We start from the raw sequence: 16,527 nt of genomic DNA on the forward strand, positions 1-16,527 counted from the left end.
AACGCCCCTCGCCCGCTCAGCCCCTCACTCCCCCGCCACCTCGAGGAGCTGCGCTCCGGAGTAGCTCTGCTGCTCCGGCTGGTAGTACGGGTGCACCTCGGCGCCGCCGTCCTCCGCCCGGACAGGCATGGTCGCCTGCAGCCGGTAAGCGAAGGTGGCCGCGCGCCCCGCGGGGATCTCCTTCACGTAGAGGATCAGCTGCTTGCCCGTGATCTCGAACCTCGAGAGCTGGCCCGCGGCGATGTACTCCTGGAGATCCTCGGTCAGGAGCTGGAAGCCGGGCGGCAGCCCCACGGTCACGAGGGCCATGCTCTGCACCGAGTCCGTCTTGTTCTGGACGCTCAGCGACGCCGTCACGATGTCGTCCACGTACAGCTGGGTCTTGTCGTACGCCACGCTGACCGCGAGCGGGCCTCCCGCGTCGCTCGGGACCGCGCTCCACGGCAGGTTGTGGCGGCTCACCAGGTTGTAGCTGAGCTTCCCCTCCCCCGAGAACGCGATCGAGACGTCGTGCGCGCCCGCGGTCGCGAGGTGCGTGAGGTCGACCGTCGTCATGACGTCGGCCTGGTCCGCGCGCAGCGAGACCGTGCCCGCCGCCTCGCCGTCGACCGCGACGGTCACCGTCCCCGTGGCGCCCTCCGTCCCCTTGCTCGCGGCGAGGAGCAGCGTGCGCAGGCTCCAGATCGTCGCCTGGGTGGAGCCGAAGTTGCCGTTCGGGTCCTTCGACTGGGTCAGGAACTTCACGCCGCCGTCGGCGCTCGGCCGGTGGGCGCCCGCGGAGAGCAGCGCGTGGGCCGCGAGCGCGGTGGTCGTGACCCTGGCGTCGCTCCCGGACTCGTAGAACGAGGTCTGCGTGCCGCCGTCATCCCAGTAAAATGCGTCTCCTTCCGCGGTCTTGCGCTGGTCCAGCGCGTCGAGCACCTGGTCCGTCAGCGCGCCGGAGGGGTCGGCCACGGCGAGCGCGTTGGCCGCGATCGCCAGCGTGTACAGGTCGTCGGTCGCCGGCTTCAGCGAGCGGCCCAGGTAGGCGAGCCCCGTCCCGACCTCGGGCCCCGTGTACCCCGCGCTCGCGAGCGCCCAGAGCACGAAGGCGCTGTTGCGGAGCGTGCCCGTGTGGAAGCTGAAGAACTCGGTCTGGTCGCCTTCCCACGTGCCGTCCGCCTTCTGCTGCCCGGCGAGCCAGTTGACGGTCCGGGCGAGCATCGCCTCGTCCACGGTGTGGACCTTGATCATGTCGGCGAACTCCATGACGCCGAACGCTGTGACCGACAGGTACGGATGCCCGTCCTGCTCGCCGAACCACGAGAAGCCGCCGCCCGAGTGCTCGAACGTGAGCAATCGCTGGTACCCCGCCGAGATCAGCGACTCGGCCTTCATCTGGATCTCCGGGGTGATCTGGCCTGTCTGCTTCATGTACTGCGTGACGAGCACGTTGGGCCAGGTCGTCGAGGTCGTCTGCTCGAAGCAGCCATTCGGGACCTGGAGCATGCTGTCCATGCCGCTCACCACCTGCGACAGGAACGCGGGGTAGATCTCGAGATAGAGCTGGTTCGAGCCGGGGACCGCGTCCGCGGGGAACGACAGCGCGTGATCGGCGCTGCCCGTCGCGAGCATGCCAGACGCGCTCTCCGCGAAGGGCTTCCCGTCCGGGACCACGCGCACGGTGCGGGCAACGGCGTCGGCGCCCGCGCTGCCCCGCGCGGTGACCGTGAGCGAGTTGACGCCCACCGTGTTCACCTTCACCGGGAACCGGACGCCGCGCACCTCGCCCGCCGCGAGGGACACCGTCGTCGACGTCGCGCCGAGCGGCGTATACCAGCTCCCCGGCTCGAGGCTGAGATCGACCGTCTGCGGCGTCTCCAGGTAGTTGTAGACGGCGATCGGGAACTCGACCTCATCGCCGCGCGTGAGCGTCGCCGGGAAGCTCACGTCGACGAAGAAGTCCTGGAACACCTTGAAGCCGCTCTGGATGCCGCCGAGCTTGCCGTCGGTCGAGTTCGCCAGCGCCGAGAGCCGCCACTCGGTGATGCTGTCCGCGAGCGGGATGCTCAGGGTGGCCGTCCCGTCGGGGCTCGTGATCACGCTCGGGTTGACGTAGAGGGTCTCCGGGAACTCGCGCCGGACGCGCGGGCCGCCCCCGTTGCCGCCGCCGGGATCCGGGGTGGGATTCCCGGCCGAGCCGCCGCCCGCTCCGGTCCCGCCGCTCGACGCGGACGCGGCGCCATTGGCCCAGCCGCCGTCCGCGTCGCCGGGGATGCCCCCTTCGTTCCACTCTTGCGGGGGCACCTGGATCCCGAGATCGCCGAACGTGAACGCGAACGTCGCGTCGTCCTGGCTCTGCTCCACCTCGTCGGGCCCCGACGATTGCAGCGTGAGCCCGCTCCAGCTGGAGGCCACCCGGTACGCGTTGCCCCACACGTCGAAGGCGCGCAGGCGCTCGGCGACCCGATTCCCGAGCAGCTCGACGTACACGCCCTGCCCGTTGCAGCTGAACTGGGTGCTGTCGCAGCCGAGCGCCTTCAGCTCCTGCGCGGCGGCCGCGGTGGCCTCCGCGAGCCAGGGCTTCATCACGCCCTTCTGGCGCTCGTTGAACTGGGCGAGCTCCTCCGGCACCTTGGCCAGCACGGCGGGCCACGTGCGCGCCTGGAGGCCGGTGAGCGACGTGCCCGCGAGCGCGGCGAGCGAGGCCTGGGTCTTCACCTGCGCGGCCTCGGCCTGCTCGGGGTCCTCGCTCGCTGTCGCGTTGAACAGCAGGTCCTGGAGGTTCGCCGCGGGGCCGTGGATCTCGTAGCTCGGCTTCGCGAACTCGTCCTCCAGCTCGAAGTAGGTGCGGAGCAGCCCGGGCTGGGCGTCGACCAGCGCGAAGACGGCCTGATCGACCACCTGGACGCCGAGCGCGGCGACCTTCGGGTTCCCCGCGTCGTCCTTGACCGACAGCCGCAGCGTCGCCGTCTCCCCCGGCGCATACAGGGGCTTGTCGGCCTGGACCTCGACGCTCAGCGCGGAGTCGCCCCGCGCGAACACGGTGCGGCCGGAGCGGACCAGATTGCCATCGTCGTCGACCAGGTAGGCCTCGACCCGGTTGCTGCCGAGCAGGCCGGCGTCGACGGGCATGCTGAAATGGGCGCGCCCGCCCTCGAGCTCGAGAGAGCGCATGTCCACGGCCTGACCGTCGTTCAGCCAGTCGACGTAGACGCTGCCGGCCTCCTCGCTCGACTCGATGGTGACCTCGACCGTCTCGCCGGTCTCGTACACGGCCCGATCGGTGCGCACGAGCAGGTGCTCGCCGCCCGTCTGCGTGCCGAACGAGAACTTCCGCGTGACCGCCCGCTCTCCCACCGTCGCCCGCACCTCGAACGCGCCGTCCGCCGCGGCGACCGGCGGGGTGAAGCTCACAACGGCCTGGCCGAAGGCGTCGGTGCGCGCGGTGAGCTGCGTGCTGTCCGGCGCGGTGATGACCGCCTCGGTGTCGGCGAGCGGCGCCCCGAGCGGGTCGGTGACGAAGAGAAGAAGGGTGTTGGGGATCCCCGGGACGAGCTCGCGCGCCTCGGGCACGAGCACGATCGAGGCCGCGTCGGCCGCGACCTTGACCGGGATCGCCTTCGTGACCTCCTGCCCCGCCGTGTCCGCGACGGTGACGGTGAGCGTCACGGCCGCGTCGCCCTGCTCCAGCGGCAGGCCCGCGAGGCTCGGCGGGAGCGTCAGGCTGAACCCGTAATGGCCCTCGGCGTCGAGCTCGCCCATGATGCGCTGGAACGTCGTCTGTCCGACGTCCAGCGACGCCGCCTCGATGGTCACGCTGCCGCCGGCGACGTTCTTGCCGAAGAAATAGCGCGCGTCGATGGTGCCGGTCAGCGTGTCGCCCGCGGTGTACCAGGGCCTGTCGGTCCTCACGGCGACCTCGAACTTGGGCAGCGCGTACTGCCCCACGGTCACGACCTTCTCCGTCGTGGTCTCCCCGCTCACGAGGCGCACCTTGAACTCGCCGGTGTTCACGATGGCGCCGATCCGGAACGTCGTCGCGGCGACGCCGTAGGCGTCGGTCTCGATGGGCTTCTTGAAGATCTTGTTGCCCTTGCCGTCCTCCACCTCGAACGTGATCGCCTCGCGGACGAGCGGCGCGTTGTTCCCCCGCTCGAGCGCGAGCGCGCGCAGGTGGATCGTCTGGCCGGGCTTGTAGAGCGGCTTGTCGGTGGTGAGGAGCAGCTTCGGGCCGGGGCCCTCGACGGTGATGTTCGCGGTGAGGGCCGCGTTGACGCCGAAGCCGAGCGCCTGCGCGGAGACGGGGTGCGCGCCGAGCGCGCCGGGCTCCACCTCGAACACCGCGGCGCCGAGCGCGTCGGTCGTCCCGCGGAGCGGCCGCGCCCCCTCGCCCACCGCGAGCTCGACGCCCACGTTGGGCACCGGCTGATGGGAGAAAGCGTCGGTCGCGCGCACGCGGTAGCTCGCGGTGCGCCCGCGCACGACGCGCGCCGGCCCCTCGAGCTGCACGTCGTAGGGCGGGATGACGCGCAGGAGGCTCCGCGTGACGAGCAGCCCCTCGTCCGACCCGTCGTCGACGCGGACGAGGTACCGCGCGAGGCCCGGCTGCGCGCTCACGGCCGGCGCCGGAAGGCGCGCCTCCGCGGTCGTCGCCGTCCCGCCCGCGATCTCCAGGTCGACCTCGGTCGTGCCTTGTTCCCTGTCCGCGCCGAGATCGACGAGCGTGACGCGCAGGTGGCCGCTCGTCGCGCCGGCGGTCAGGTTGCGCACCGGGATCTGGAGGCGCAGATCGCTCCCGTCGATCACGCCCAGCAGCCTCGCTTCGTCGATCTCGAGCGTGCCGTTCCGCGGTTGATCCGGGCGACCGAGCGTCGTTGGCGGGGCCTCATCGGAGGAGCACCCCGCCGCGAACGCGCTCGCCAGCGCCAGCGCGGCAAGCAGGTGGGGAGAGCTCCAGCGTCGGCGGAGAGCATCGAAGCGTGAACGCATAAGTCCAAATCCTCCCGAGCGGCGCTGGCACATCCCCAGCGGCCGGCGCGTAGGTTGCATCCGCCGTACCAAGATGAACCACCGCCATCGAGCAGCAAATCCGCGGGAATAGACGCGGACCACGCGGACCACGCGCGTGAGGTGCGCCACCTTGTGCCAAGGTCCAGGCCCATCGGCGCCTCCACCGCGTGCGGGACTCCGTTCCCATGGGGGAATCGCGACGCCTCTGTGACTCGATGATTCGATGAGCCGATGATTCGATGACTCGATGATTCGATGAGCCGATGACTCGATGCCTCGATGAGCCGAGGACCGCCGGCCCCCTCGCGATGGCGAGGCCGCGCGGCGTGCCCGGCCCATGGGATGGGGTCGACCGGTCACGAGGGTCCGCGCCGTGCTCCCCTGGACATCGGGATCCGACCGTCTCAGGTTCTCGCCCGAGCGCAAGGCGTTTCGCCGCCGAGGAGGGGATCATGCAGATCGACTTCGAGATGCCCGTGATGGCCCACGGCGGCCTCGATGCGGGCGTGCTCGACCGCGTCCTTGTCGACCGGGAGCGGGGCGTGCTGACCCACGTGGTGCTCCGTTCTCCGCTGGCGAGCGAGGAGCTGCTGATCTCGATGGATCTCGTGCAGGGCACGGCGGACGGGCACCTCCGCTTACGGCCCGGCCGGGACGAGCTCCTGGCGCTGCCTCGGTACTACGACGGGCGGACGACGGCGCAGCCGCCGGGGCGCGTCGACACCTCGCTCGTGCCGCAGCCGCCCGAGCGGAGGCAGGAGCTGGAGGAGGCGCTCGGGGTCACGGACGATACGGTCGAGCTCGGCCCCGACACGCGGGTGATGACCGCCGACGAGGCCGAGGCGCAGCTCGTGGGCATCGGCGCGAACGATCCTGGCAACGACATCTCGCGGATCCGCGTGCGCGGCCCCGCGGGCGCCGAGGCCGATTTCCCCGCATCCTGGATCGACGTGATGCGCGAGGACGTGGTGGCGCTGAAGGTGACGCGGGACGATATCTTGCGCTCTCGTCCGGCGCCCAGACGCCGGGACGGAAACCTCGCGAGCCTCGAGGGGCTCTCGGGCATGGGCGGACGCGACGGCGACACGCCCGAGGAGGTGTTCGGAGCGAATTTCGTCGACGAGCTGCGCGGCAAGGGCGGCATGCTCCTCCGCGTGCCCGGCGCCGGCAGCCCCGCCGAGGCCGAGAGCAACCGCGTGGCGGCGCCCGTGGTGGAGGCGGGCGAGGCGGGCCTGGAGCGGCGGTCCTCCTCGCGATGAGCTCGTGAGCCAGGCAAGGTGGCTCTCCGGAGGGCTGGAGTTTCCGAGAGAGGGCTGGAGTTTCCGAGAGGTGGAGTTGAGATTGTCGCCCCGCCGGAAACTTGACACCGATGCTCGCGCGTGCTCGTCTCCGCCCCAGGATGGACCCTCACCACATTCCGCCGAGCCCGGGCACCCGCACGGCCAGCGTCCTCGATCCGACCGCGGTGGCGGAGACGTTCCGCAGCGAGATCCGGGCGGAGCTCGCGGCGCTGCCCGAGCCGCTGGTCCTGGTCGGTGTGCTCGCGGCGGATCACGGGCCGTCGTACACGTACGCGGAGTACACGCGCAAGGCGTGCGAGGACGTGGGGGTCCGCTTCGAGATCCGCCACGCGACGCGGCTCGACGCCGAGGAGGCCATCCGCGCGGCGAACGAGGACGCGCGCGTGCATGGGATGATGGTGTATTACCCGATCTTCGGCACGGAGCAGGACGTGTACCTGCGGGACAGCGTCGATCCCGCGAAGGACATCGAGGGGCTCCACACGTTCTGGGCACGTTGCCTGTACCAGAACCAGCGCTTCCTGGACGAGGCGAAGACCAGGAAGGCGATCCTGCCCTGCACGCCGCTGGCCATCCTCAAGCTGGTCGAGGCGGCCGGCTTCTTCGGCGAGGGGGAGCGGCCGCTCGAGGGCCGGCGCGTGTGCATCTTCAACCGGAGCGAGGTCGTCGGGAGGCCGCTCGCGAGCATGATGGCGCACGACGGAGCCCACGTGACCTCGTTCGACATCGATGGTCCGTTGCTCTTCGTGCCCAGCTCCTCGGGCGACATGCACGAGGTGCGCGAGACGACGGTGGACCGGGCGACCGCGCTGCGGCAGGCCGACATCGTGGTGACCGGCGTGCCCTCGCGGAGCTTCCCGGTCGTGCAGGGCGCCGAGATCCGCGAGGGCGCCCTCTGCATCAACTTCTCCACCTTCAAGAACTTCAGCGACGATATCCAGAGCAAGGCGAGCGTGTTCGTGCCCCGCGTCGGCCCCATGACGGTGACGATGGCGATCCGAAACAGCCTGCGGCTCTACAAGAACACCCACCCGGGCGGGTGAGCTCGCTCGCGGCTGCGCGCGCGAGCGCACGGGCTCCTCGCTGCGCGGCGGCTGGTCACATGTGGTCGGTGGGATCGTCCCGAGGGGTCCGGGGCCTCGGGGGCACCGGCGCCCGTTTTCTGGCGGACGACGACGCCGGCGGCGCGCGCACGGGCGCGGGCGCGCTGGTCTGCACCTCGGAGGCGGAAGGCGCGCCCGGCGCGGCCGTCGCGCTGTGGGAGGGCGGCGGGGGAGGCTCCGTCGACGCGGTGGACGGCGCGGACGCGGCGGCAGGCGAGGCCGCCGGGTCGGGCTGCGACGTCGGTTCGCCGCCGGGCGCGGGGGTGCGAAGGACCGCATAGGTGACGAGCCCCAGGGCGAGCGCGCCAGCGCCCAGGGCCAGGGAGATCCTGGCGCGGCGGCCGTCGGCGTTCGTCGGGGCGAGGGTATTTCCGGCCGACGTCAACGTGCTGATGGACCCCTGGAACGCCGGCGCAGCGCCCTCCGAGGCGCCACGGCTCGGAGCGCCGTGGAAGGGGGGCCCTGCTTCGTTTCGCAGCGTCGGCAAGGACGCGCTGGAGGCGGCGCCCATGGAGGCGGCGCCCATCGTGCCGGGGCTCGGTCCCATGATTTCAGGGCTCGCCGCATCTGGACGCGCCCCTATCGCATCTGGACGCGCCCCTATCGCATCTGGACGCGCCCCTATCGCATCTGGACGTGCCTCTATCGCATCTGGACGCGCCCCTATCGCATCTGGACGCGCCCCTATCGCATCTGGACGTGCCCCCATCGCATCTGGACGCGCCCCTATCGCATCTGGGCTCGCGGCCACCGTGCCGCCGCGGACGACGAGCAGCGGCGACGTCCCCTCCGCGGGAACCGAAGGCTGGAGAGGTCGGAGCTCTGACCCCGCCGCGGAGGCCGCCGCGCCGAACGCCTCGGCGAGCTCGCTCGCGCCCTGGAACCGATGCGCCGGGTCGCGCGCGAGCGCCCGCGAGAAGAACCCATCCACGGCGGGCCCGAGCTCCGGCACGACGCTGGATGCGAGGGGGACGTCCTCCGTGCAGATCGCCACGAACACCTCGCCGATCTCCTCACCCGGGAACGGGAGACGGCCGGTGAGGCAGCGATACGCGATCACGCCGACGGACCAGAGATCGCTGCGCCAGTCGAGGGTCTTGCTGCGGCGCACCTGCTCGGGGCTCATGTAGTAGGGCGAGCCGACGAGCGTGCCTGTCTTCGTCTCGTTGCCGGCCAGCAGCGTGCCCTGGGCCTTGGCGATCCCGAAGTCGAGGACCTTCACGAGCTCGTCCTCGTCCTGCCGCGAGAGAAAGAGGTTCGCGGGCTTGAGGTCGCGGTGGACGATCCCCATCTCGTGCGCGCGGCGCAGGGCCTTGCACACCTGCGTGACGATGCCGAGCGTGGCCGCCGTGGAGAGGCGCCCCTCCCGCGCGAGCCGCGTCTCGAGATCCTCGCCGTCGAGGAGCTCCATCACGAGGAAAGGCGTGTCGCCCTCGAGCCCATAATCGTGCACGTGCACGACGTTCGGTAGCTTGAGCTGCGCCGCGGCCCTCGCCTCGCGCTCGAAGCGCGCCCGCGCGGTGGACGAGGCAGCGTACTCGGGCGCCATGAGCTTGACCGCGACCGTGGCGTCGAGCTGGAGGTGCCGGGCCACCCAGATCGACCCCATCCCGCCCCGCGCGAGCATGCGCTCGAGGCGGTATCTTCCGGCGACGACGCTGCCTTCTGCGAGCGAATTCATGAGCCTCGGCCTCTCGCTGGGAACGCGCCCCCCAGGGGCTCAGGGTCGAGCGGTCGGGGCGCCTCGCGCCCAACGAAGCAAACGAACGAGCCCACCGCAACAGGATCCGACCCGGACCGCGCGCCGCGTCTTTTCGCCTCGACCGGATTCGCCGCGCTCGCGGCGCCGCGCGCCGCCTACTTGCGCCTCGGCCGCGCCGCCGAGCTCGCGGCGTCGCGCGCCGCCGCCGCGGTGGCGCCTCGCCCGGCGGCCTGCGGCGCGCGGAGATCGCTCGCGCGCGCCCGCCGCGCGGGAGGGCTGCCCTGCGACGTCAACGCCTCCAGGGCGGCGCGCAGCTCGCCGCGCACGTGCGGGCCGAGGAGCTTCTCCGCCATGGCGCTCAGGCGTCCCGCGAACGCGGCCATGATGCAGCCCGCGCGCTGGTCGTCGCGCTCCGGGGCCCCCGAGCGCCGGTAGTGCCGCGCGTAGTCGCCCGTGATCGCCCCGAGATCGCCGCCCACGTGGACCGCCTGCCGCATGAAGAGCCGCGCCGCGCGCTCGTTGGTGATCGACGGCATCTGCGCCAGCGTCAGGGCCACCTCGGTCCTGCCCACGGCGAGCAGCATGGAGACCACCCGCTGGCGCGCGAGCTCGACGAGCCTCGGCGCGAGCGCGTGCTCGTCGAAGACGTGGACGTTCGCCGGCACGAGCGCTTCGCCTTCCGTGCCGAGCTCGCTCAGGAACGCGTTCAGCACCGGCGAGCGCGTCGGCGCGGCGCACACGTACTCCCGCGCGCCGCCCGCGTTCGACCTGCCGCCCGGCGGCGACGGGACCGGGCCAGCGGCGGGCTTCGCGCGCGGACCGGGTTGCGCCGACCGCCCTCGCCGTGCCCGCTCGAAGTGCCGCTCCGCCCTCCCCGCGCGCTCGTTCTCCGCGGCAGCGTCCGTCGCGCCGAGCAGCGCGGCCAGCCCGGCCGCGTGGGCGGCGGTGACGTGCGGAGGAGGTTGCTTGCTGGACATTCGAGCAGATCCTCTCGTTCGAGAGCTGCTCGAGCGCTTATCACGCCGCACGAACGGTTGTACAGCGCTGAACGCCGGTTCCCGGGCGGGCGTACGCGGCCATGGAGTCGTGGCGAGGCGGCGCCCCCCTTGCGCGCGGCCGGCGACGCGCGCCTCAGCCTCAGGGCTCGCTCAGCACCTCCGCGAGCGTCGGCGCAGTGAGCACGCGCTCGGACCATCGATCGAGCACCGCGATGTCGGCGGCGTTGACCCGCGCCACGGCGTCGTTGGGCAGCGCGCCGAACCGCGCGCCGAGCACTTTCAGCAGCATGTGGCAGCGCCCCTCCCGCAACCCCTCCCGCAACCCCTGCTGTCTGCCGCGCTCCATCAGTTGATCGGCTGCCGACACGATCTCCTCCTTCCAGGGCTCTCCCGCCGCGGCCAGGAGCCGCTGCAGGACCTCGTCCGCCTCGTCGCGCTCGTTCGTCGCCAGAATGTACCGCCATATCGCCCGCAGCGCCTCCACCCCGTTCGGCGCGCGCCGCACCTCGTTCACCAGGTCGAGCCACTTCCCCAGCTGCCGGAGCAGCTCGTCCGGCTCCCGCCCGTGCCGTAGGCACCACAGCACCAGCCGCGAGAACGCGCTCATCGCCCGCGCCTTCAGCGCCTCGTCTCCCTCCTGGCTGATGTCGTCCAGCACGAACCGGAACCGCGGCACATGGTCGACCATCACGGCCCGCACGCCCTCGTCGAGATCGAGCAGGTCCTCGAACGACGTCGCCGCGGTCCATCCCGTCTCGCTGTGGTGCAGCACCACCGGCAAGATCGCCGGCAGGCGCTTCGACCCCGGGTGCTCCGCGAGGTGGTGCTCCCAGATCCGCACCATGTACCGGAGCAGCCGGAACGCCATCAGCGGCTCCACCGTGCTCTGGTGCTCGAACAGGAGATACAGGAGCACGCGGGCTTCGCCCATCGACGCCGAGAAGAGCAGATCGCTCTGTCGCTCCTTCAACGCCTCATCCACGAAGCTCCCGGGGCGCAGCCGCAGCGCCGCGAAGTCGATCCGCGCCGAGAGGGCGGGCGGCAGCGCTTGCCGCAGCTCCCCCGCCGCGTGCTCGACCTGGGAAAAAGCTGCCTTGAACAGCGCATCATGCGCGTTGATCTGCATGGGTCGGGCAGCACCATGCCTCATGCGCGCGTCACAGACACCATTTCTTCGACAAGCTCTTTTGCGAACGAATCAGAACGGCTCTCCGTAATTCATGCTCGCGCGACGCACCGTCCTTCGTGAGCATCCTGTCCGCACACGACCTCGATCGACTTGTCGATCTCGGCGACGGAGAGCCGGGCCACCAGCGAGCGGACCAGCGCGCCACCGCGGCGCGAACGTGGCCTCGCAGACGAACGTGAACATCCACGCGCCCGGCGGCTGCCAGAGGAGCGACCCGACGGGAAGCGGGCCGACGGCAAGGACCTCCATCAAGCCGAGATGCCAATTTTACGTACAGGACAGCAATTCCCGGGACGCTGCGAGCTTCCAGCGGCGTGGGCGGGGCCGCCCTCCCGACGGTTGAAGATTGTTCAATGAAAACTTAGTCTTGCCACCCTTCGGCGGGCAGGACGGCGGGAGCGCGGCGGAGGAGGCGGCCGGCAAGGAGTGGGTTCCATGACCTCGACCTCGCACAAGTGGCAGTTCTGGATCGATCGCGGAGGCACCTTCACGGACGTCGTGGCCCGGCGGCCCGACGGCTCGCTCACCACCGCCAAGCTCCTGTCGGAGAACCCCGAGCAGTACGCCGACGCGGCGGTCGAGGGGATCCGCCGCCTGCTCGGCCTCGCGCCCGGTCAGGTCATCTCTGCCGCCGAGGTCGAGTGCGTGAAGATGGGCACCACGGTCGCAACGAACGCGCTGCTCGAGCGCAAGGGGGACCGCACCGTGCTGGTCACCACGCGCGGCTTCCGCGATGCGCTGCGCATCGGCTACCAGAACCGCCCTCGCCTGTTCGATCGCCACATCGCGCTGCACGATCTGCTCTACGAGCGCGTGGTCGAGGCCCGCGAGCGCGTCGGCGCCCGCGGCGAGGTGGCCGAGCCGCTCGACGGCGAGGCGCTGCGCGGCCCGCTCTCGGAGGCGTTCGAGGCCGGCATCCGCGCCTGCGCCATCGTCTTCATGCACGGCTACCGGTTCGCCGCGCACGAGCGGCGGGCGGCCGAGATCGCGCGCGAGGTCGGGTTCACCCAGGTCTCCGCGTCGCACGAGGTGAGCCCGCTGATGAAGCTCGTCTCGCGCGGCGACACGACGGTGGTCGACGCGTACCTGTCGCCCATCCTGCGCCGCTACGTCGAGCAGGTGGCCGGCCAGATGCCCGGCGTGCCGCTCTACTTCATGCAGTCGAGCGGCGGGCTGACGCTGGCCGGCCGCTTCCAGGGCAAGGACGCGATCCTGAGCGGCCCGGCGGGCGGCATCGTCGGCATGGTGCGCACAGCGCTCGCGGGCGGGCACGAGAAGGTGATCGGCTTCGACATGGGCGGCACCTCGACCGACGTGTCGCACTACGCCGGCGAGCTCGAGCGCGCCTTCGAGACGCAGGTGGCCGGCGTCCGGATGCGCGCGCCGATGATGAGCATCCACACCGTGGCCGCGGGGGGCGGCTCGCTCCTCGGCTTCGACGGCGCGCGGCTGCGCGTGGGGCCGGAGTCGGCCGGCGCGAACCCGGGGCCGGCGTGCTACCGCCGCGGCGGGCGGCTGGCCGTCACCGACGCGAACGTGATGCTCGGCAAGATCCAGCCGGAGTTCTTCCCGCACGTGTTCGGCCCGGGCGCCGACGCGCCGCTCGACCGCGAGGTCGTCGAGCAGCGCTTCCGGGCCATGGCGGCCGACGTGCAGCGCGACACGTCGCGCCCGATCTCGCCCGAGCAGCTGGCCGAGGGCTTCCTGCAGATCGCGGTCGCGAACATGGCCAACGCGGTGAAGAAGATCTCGGTGGCGCGCGGGCACGACGTCACCCAGTACACCCTGCAATGCTTCGGCGGCGCCGGCGGCCAGCACGCGTGCGCCGTGGCCGACGCGCTCGGCATGCGCCGCGTCTTCGTCCACCCGCTCGCGGGGGTCCTGTCCGCCTACGGCATGGGCCTGTCGGACCAGAGCGCGATCCGCGAGGCGGCCGTGGAGCGGCGCCTCGACGAGGCAGGGCTCTCCGCGGCGCGCGAGGCGCTCGGGCGCATCGGCCGCGACGCGGAGGCCGAGCTCGTGGGGCAAGGGTTCTCGCCGGAGCGGGTGCGGCTCGTCCGGCGCGTCCACGTGCGCTACGAGGGCACCGACACCGCCCTCGTCGTGCCCGACGGCAGCGCGGAGGCGATCCGCGCCGCCTTCGACGCCGCCTACCGGAGGCGCTTCGCGTTCCTGATGCCGGACAAGGCGCTCGTCCTGGAGAGCGTCTCCGTGGAGGCGATCGGGCCGGGCGAGGCCGCGGAGGAGCGGCCGGGAGAGGCGCGCCCGCACCACCCCGAGGCCGACGCCCGGGTGCGGATGTACGCCGAGGGGGCGCTCCACGACGCGGCGCTGTACCGGCGCGAGCGGCTCGGGCGCGGCGCGGTGATCGACGGGCCGGCCATCGTCGCCGAGGCCAACGCGACGACCGTTGTCGAGCCGGGATGGCGAGCCGAGATCACCTCGCTCGGCCACATGGTGCTCACCCGGGTGGCGCCGCGCCCGGCGCGGCGCGCGGTGGGCACCGAGGTCGACCCGGTGATGCTGGAGGTGTTCAACAACCTGTTCATGAACATCGCCGAGCAGATGGGCCTGCGGCTCCAGAACACCGCCCACTCGGTCAACATCAAGGAGCGGCTCGACTTCTCGTGCGCGCTGTTCGACGCGGAGGGCAGCCTGATCGCGAACGCACCGCACATGCCGGTGCACCTCGGCTCGATGGGCGAGTCGATCAAGACCGTGATCGCGCGGAACCCCGGGATGAAGCCGGGGGACGTGTTCGCGCTCAACGATCCGTACCGCGGCGGCACCCACCTGCCGGACGTGACGGTGGTCACGCCGGTGTGGGACGAGGCGGGGGATCGCGTGCTGTTCTACGTGGCGTCGCGCGGCCATCACGCGGACATCGGCGGCATCACGCCGGGCTCGATGCCGCCGTTCTCGAGGACGATCGAGGAGGAGGGCGTCCTGCTCGACAACGTGAAGCTGGTCGAGGCCGGGCGCCTCCGCGAGGCGGAGCTCCTGGCGCTGCTCGGCGCAGGGCCGTACCCGGCGCGCAACCCGCAGCAGAACCTGGCCGACCTGCGCGCGCAGATCGCGGCGAACGAGAAGGGCGCGCAGGAGCTCGCCGCGATGGTGGCGCAGTTCGGCCTCCCGACGGTGCAGGCGTACATGAAGCACGTGCAGGACAACGCCGAGGAGAGCGTGCGCCTCGCGATCGCGCGGCTCGACCCGGCGCTCCTCCACGACGGGCGCTTCTCGCTGCCGCTCGACAACGGCGCGACGATCGAGGTGTCCATCCGGATCGACCGCGAGCGCCGCGCGGCGGTCGTGGACTTCACCGGCACGTCCGGGCAGATGGAGAACAACTTCAACGCGCCCCGCGCTGTGACGATGGCCGCGGTGCTCTACGTCTTCCGCACGCTCGTGGACGACGACATCCCGCTCAACGCGGGCTGCCTGAAGCCGATCGAGGTCGTCATCCCCGAGGGCTCGATGCTGAGCCCGCGCCCGCCGGCCGCGGTGGTGGCGGGCAACGTCGAGGTGTCGACCTGCGTCACGAACGCGCTGTACGGGGCGCTCGGCGTGCTCGCGAGCAGCCAGCCGACGATGAACAACTTCACGTTCGGCAACGAGCGGCTCCAGTACTACGAGACGATCTCGGGCGGCTCGGGGGCGGGCGTCGAGCTCGGCGGGAGCGGCGGCGGTGGCGCGCGCGCCGAGCGCGGCTTCGCGGGGACGAGCGTCGTGCAGACGCACATGACGAACTCGCGCCTGACGGATCCGGAGGTGCTGGAGCACCGCTTCCCGGTGCGGCTGGATCGCTACGAGATCCGCGAGGGCTCGGGCGGGGCCGGGCGCTTTCCGGGCGGGAACGGCGGCACGCGCGCCGTGCGCTTCCTGGAGCCGATGACGGCGTCGATCCTCTCGAACGGGCGCTCGACAGCCGCGTTCGGCCTGGCGGGCGGGAAGGCGGGCGCGCCCGGGCGCAACCTGGTGGTGCGCGCGGACGGCTCGGTCGAGGTGCTGGGGCACATCGGATCGGTCGAGATGGGGAGCGGTGATGTGTTCGTGATCGAGACGCCGGGGGGCGGCGGGTACGGAGCGCCGGAGCCCGCGTGAGGACGCGTTCCGCTGATGTCGCGGCGTCCCCGCCTCCCCTGCCCGCTTACCCGCTCATCCAGGGGCAGGCACCTTGGCAGCGGGCCCGGGCGAGAGCTTGCACGTGGCCTCCCACAGACCGTTGAGGTAGACAAGGCCGAGCGCGCGGTCGTACAGGCCATATCCCGGCTTGCCCGTCTCACCCCAGATCATGCGGCCGTGATCCGGGCGCACGTAACCGTCGAAGCCGACGTCATGGTAGGCCTTCACGATGGCGGCCATGTCGAGCGAGCCCTCACAGGACAGGTGGGCGGACTCGAAGAAGGTGCCGTCCTCCTGGACCGCCACGTTGCGCAGGTGCCCGAAGGGAATGCGGCCCATGCCGCCGAACTCGCGCACCAGCGACACGATGTTGTTGCACAGATCGGCGCCCAGCGAGCCGGAGCACAGCGTGATGCCGTTGGCCGGTGAGTCGACGGTTTTCACCAGGCGCATCAGGTCGTCCCGGTTCTTGACGATGCGCGGCAGACCGAAGATCGGCCGGGGCGGGTCGTCCGGGTGCATGGCCATGCGGACGCCGACCTCCTCGGCGACCGGGATGATGCGCCGGAGGAAGTGTTCGAGGTGCTCCCACAGCGCCTCTTCGCCGACGTTCTTGTACTCGTCGAGCACGGCCCGGAGCTGCTCGGGCTTGTAGCTCGAGTCCCAGCCGGGCAGCGAGATGCCTTGTTCCGGGTCGATCTCGGCCACGGCCGCGGCGTCGAAGGCCAGGGTCAGCGAGCCGTCGGGCAGCTCTCTGGCCATCTCGGTGCGAGTCCAGTCGAAGACCGGCATGAAATTGTAGCAGATCACCTTCACGCCGGCGGCCGCGCAGTTGCGGATGTTCTGGCAGAAATTGTCGATCAGCCGCTCGCGGGTCGGCTTGCCGAGCTTGATGTCCTCGTGCACCGGCACGCTCTCCACCACCTCGAACCGGAGGCCGGCGCCCTCGATGCGCGCCCTGAGCGCCTGCAGCCGCTCGACCGGCCACACCTCGCCCACCGGCACATCGTAAATAGCCGAGACGATGCCGTAGATGCCCGGGATCTGGCGGATGTACTCGAGCTTCACGGGGTCGTTCTCGCCGTACCAGCGAAAGGTCATCTTCATCGTTTCGGTCCTT

The 16,527-nt window shown here is 71.5% G+C and carries 8 protein-coding genes; 3 read left to right on the forward strand and 5 right to left on the reverse strand.

Annotated features, from left to right (window positions below; genetic code table 11):
• Nucleotides 1-24: 24 nt before the first annotated feature.
• Nucleotides 25-4,971 (reverse strand): MG2 domain-containing protein, encoded by a 4,947-nt coding sequence (locus WMF34_RS21060; RefSeq protein WP_437994342.1) that lies wholly within the window; start codon nucleotides 4,969-4,971, stop codon nucleotides 25-27.
• Between the two features lie 473 nt (nucleotides 4,972-5,444).
• On the opposite strand from WMF34_RS21060, the gene WMF34_RS21065 reads away from it, so the two are divergent.
• Together WMF34_RS21065 and WMF34_RS21070 are read left to right on the forward strand one after the other, a co-directional pair.
• Nucleotides 5,445-6,251: a hypothetical protein gene (locus WMF34_RS21065; RefSeq protein WP_437994343.1), complete on the forward strand. Its 807-nt coding sequence runs from the start codon at nucleotides 5,445-5,447 to the stop codon at nucleotides 6,249-6,251.
• Between the two features lie 140 nt (nucleotides 6,252-6,391).
• Nucleotides 6,392-7,336 (forward strand): bifunctional methylenetetrahydrofolate dehydrogenase/methenyltetrahydrofolate cyclohydrolase, encoded by a 945-nt coding sequence (locus WMF34_RS21070; protein WP_044965412.1) that lies wholly within the window; start codon nucleotides 6,392-6,394, stop codon nucleotides 7,334-7,336.
• Nucleotides 7,337-7,391: 55 nt separating this feature from the next.
• Here WMF34_RS21070 and WMF34_RS21075 read toward each other — a convergent pair whose 3' ends face one another.
• The 3 genes from WMF34_RS21075 to WMF34_RS21085 form a co-directional block, all read right to left on the reverse strand.
• A complete protein-coding gene (locus tag WMF34_RS21075) occupies nucleotides 7,392-9,077 on the reverse strand; it encodes a protein kinase domain-containing protein (protein ID WP_437994344.1) in 1,686 nt (561 codons plus the stop codon).
• A 176-nt stretch (nucleotides 9,078-9,253) separates the two neighbouring features.
• Complete coding sequence (locus WMF34_RS21080; RefSeq protein WP_437994345.1) at nucleotides 9,254-10,075, reverse strand: hypothetical protein; 822 nt, start codon at nucleotides 10,073-10,075, stop codon at nucleotides 9,254-9,256.
• 160 nt (nucleotides 10,076-10,235) lie between these two features.
• Complete coding sequence (locus WMF34_RS21085; RefSeq protein ID WP_437994346.1) at nucleotides 10,236-11,222, reverse strand: Rpn family recombination-promoting nuclease/putative transposase; 987 nt, start codon at nucleotides 11,220-11,222, stop codon at nucleotides 10,236-10,238.
• A gap of 498 nt (nucleotides 11,223-11,720) precedes the next feature.
• Between WMF34_RS21085 and WMF34_RS21090 the strand changes: the two genes are divergently transcribed.
• A complete protein-coding gene (locus WMF34_RS21090) occupies nucleotides 11,721-15,386 on the forward strand; it encodes a hydantoinase B/oxoprolinase family protein (protein ID WP_437994347.1) in 3,666 nt (1,221 codons plus the stop codon).
• Nucleotides 15,387-15,440: 54 nt separating this feature from the next.
• Here WMF34_RS21090 and uxuA read toward each other — a convergent pair whose 3' ends face one another.
• The gene (gene uxuA, locus WMF34_RS21095) at nucleotides 15,441-16,514 is read right to left on the reverse strand and encodes a mannonate dehydratase (RefSeq protein WP_437994348.1); all 1,074 of its coding nucleotides are present in this window, start codon (nucleotides 16,512-16,514) and stop codon (nucleotides 15,441-15,443) included.
• Nucleotides 16,515-16,527 lie beyond the last annotated feature (13 nt).

Source organism: Sorangium sp. So ce145 (assembly GCF_051525985.1).
Lineage (GTDB): Bacteria > Myxococcota_A > Polyangia > Polyangiales > Polyangiaceae > Sorangium > Sorangium cellulosum_B.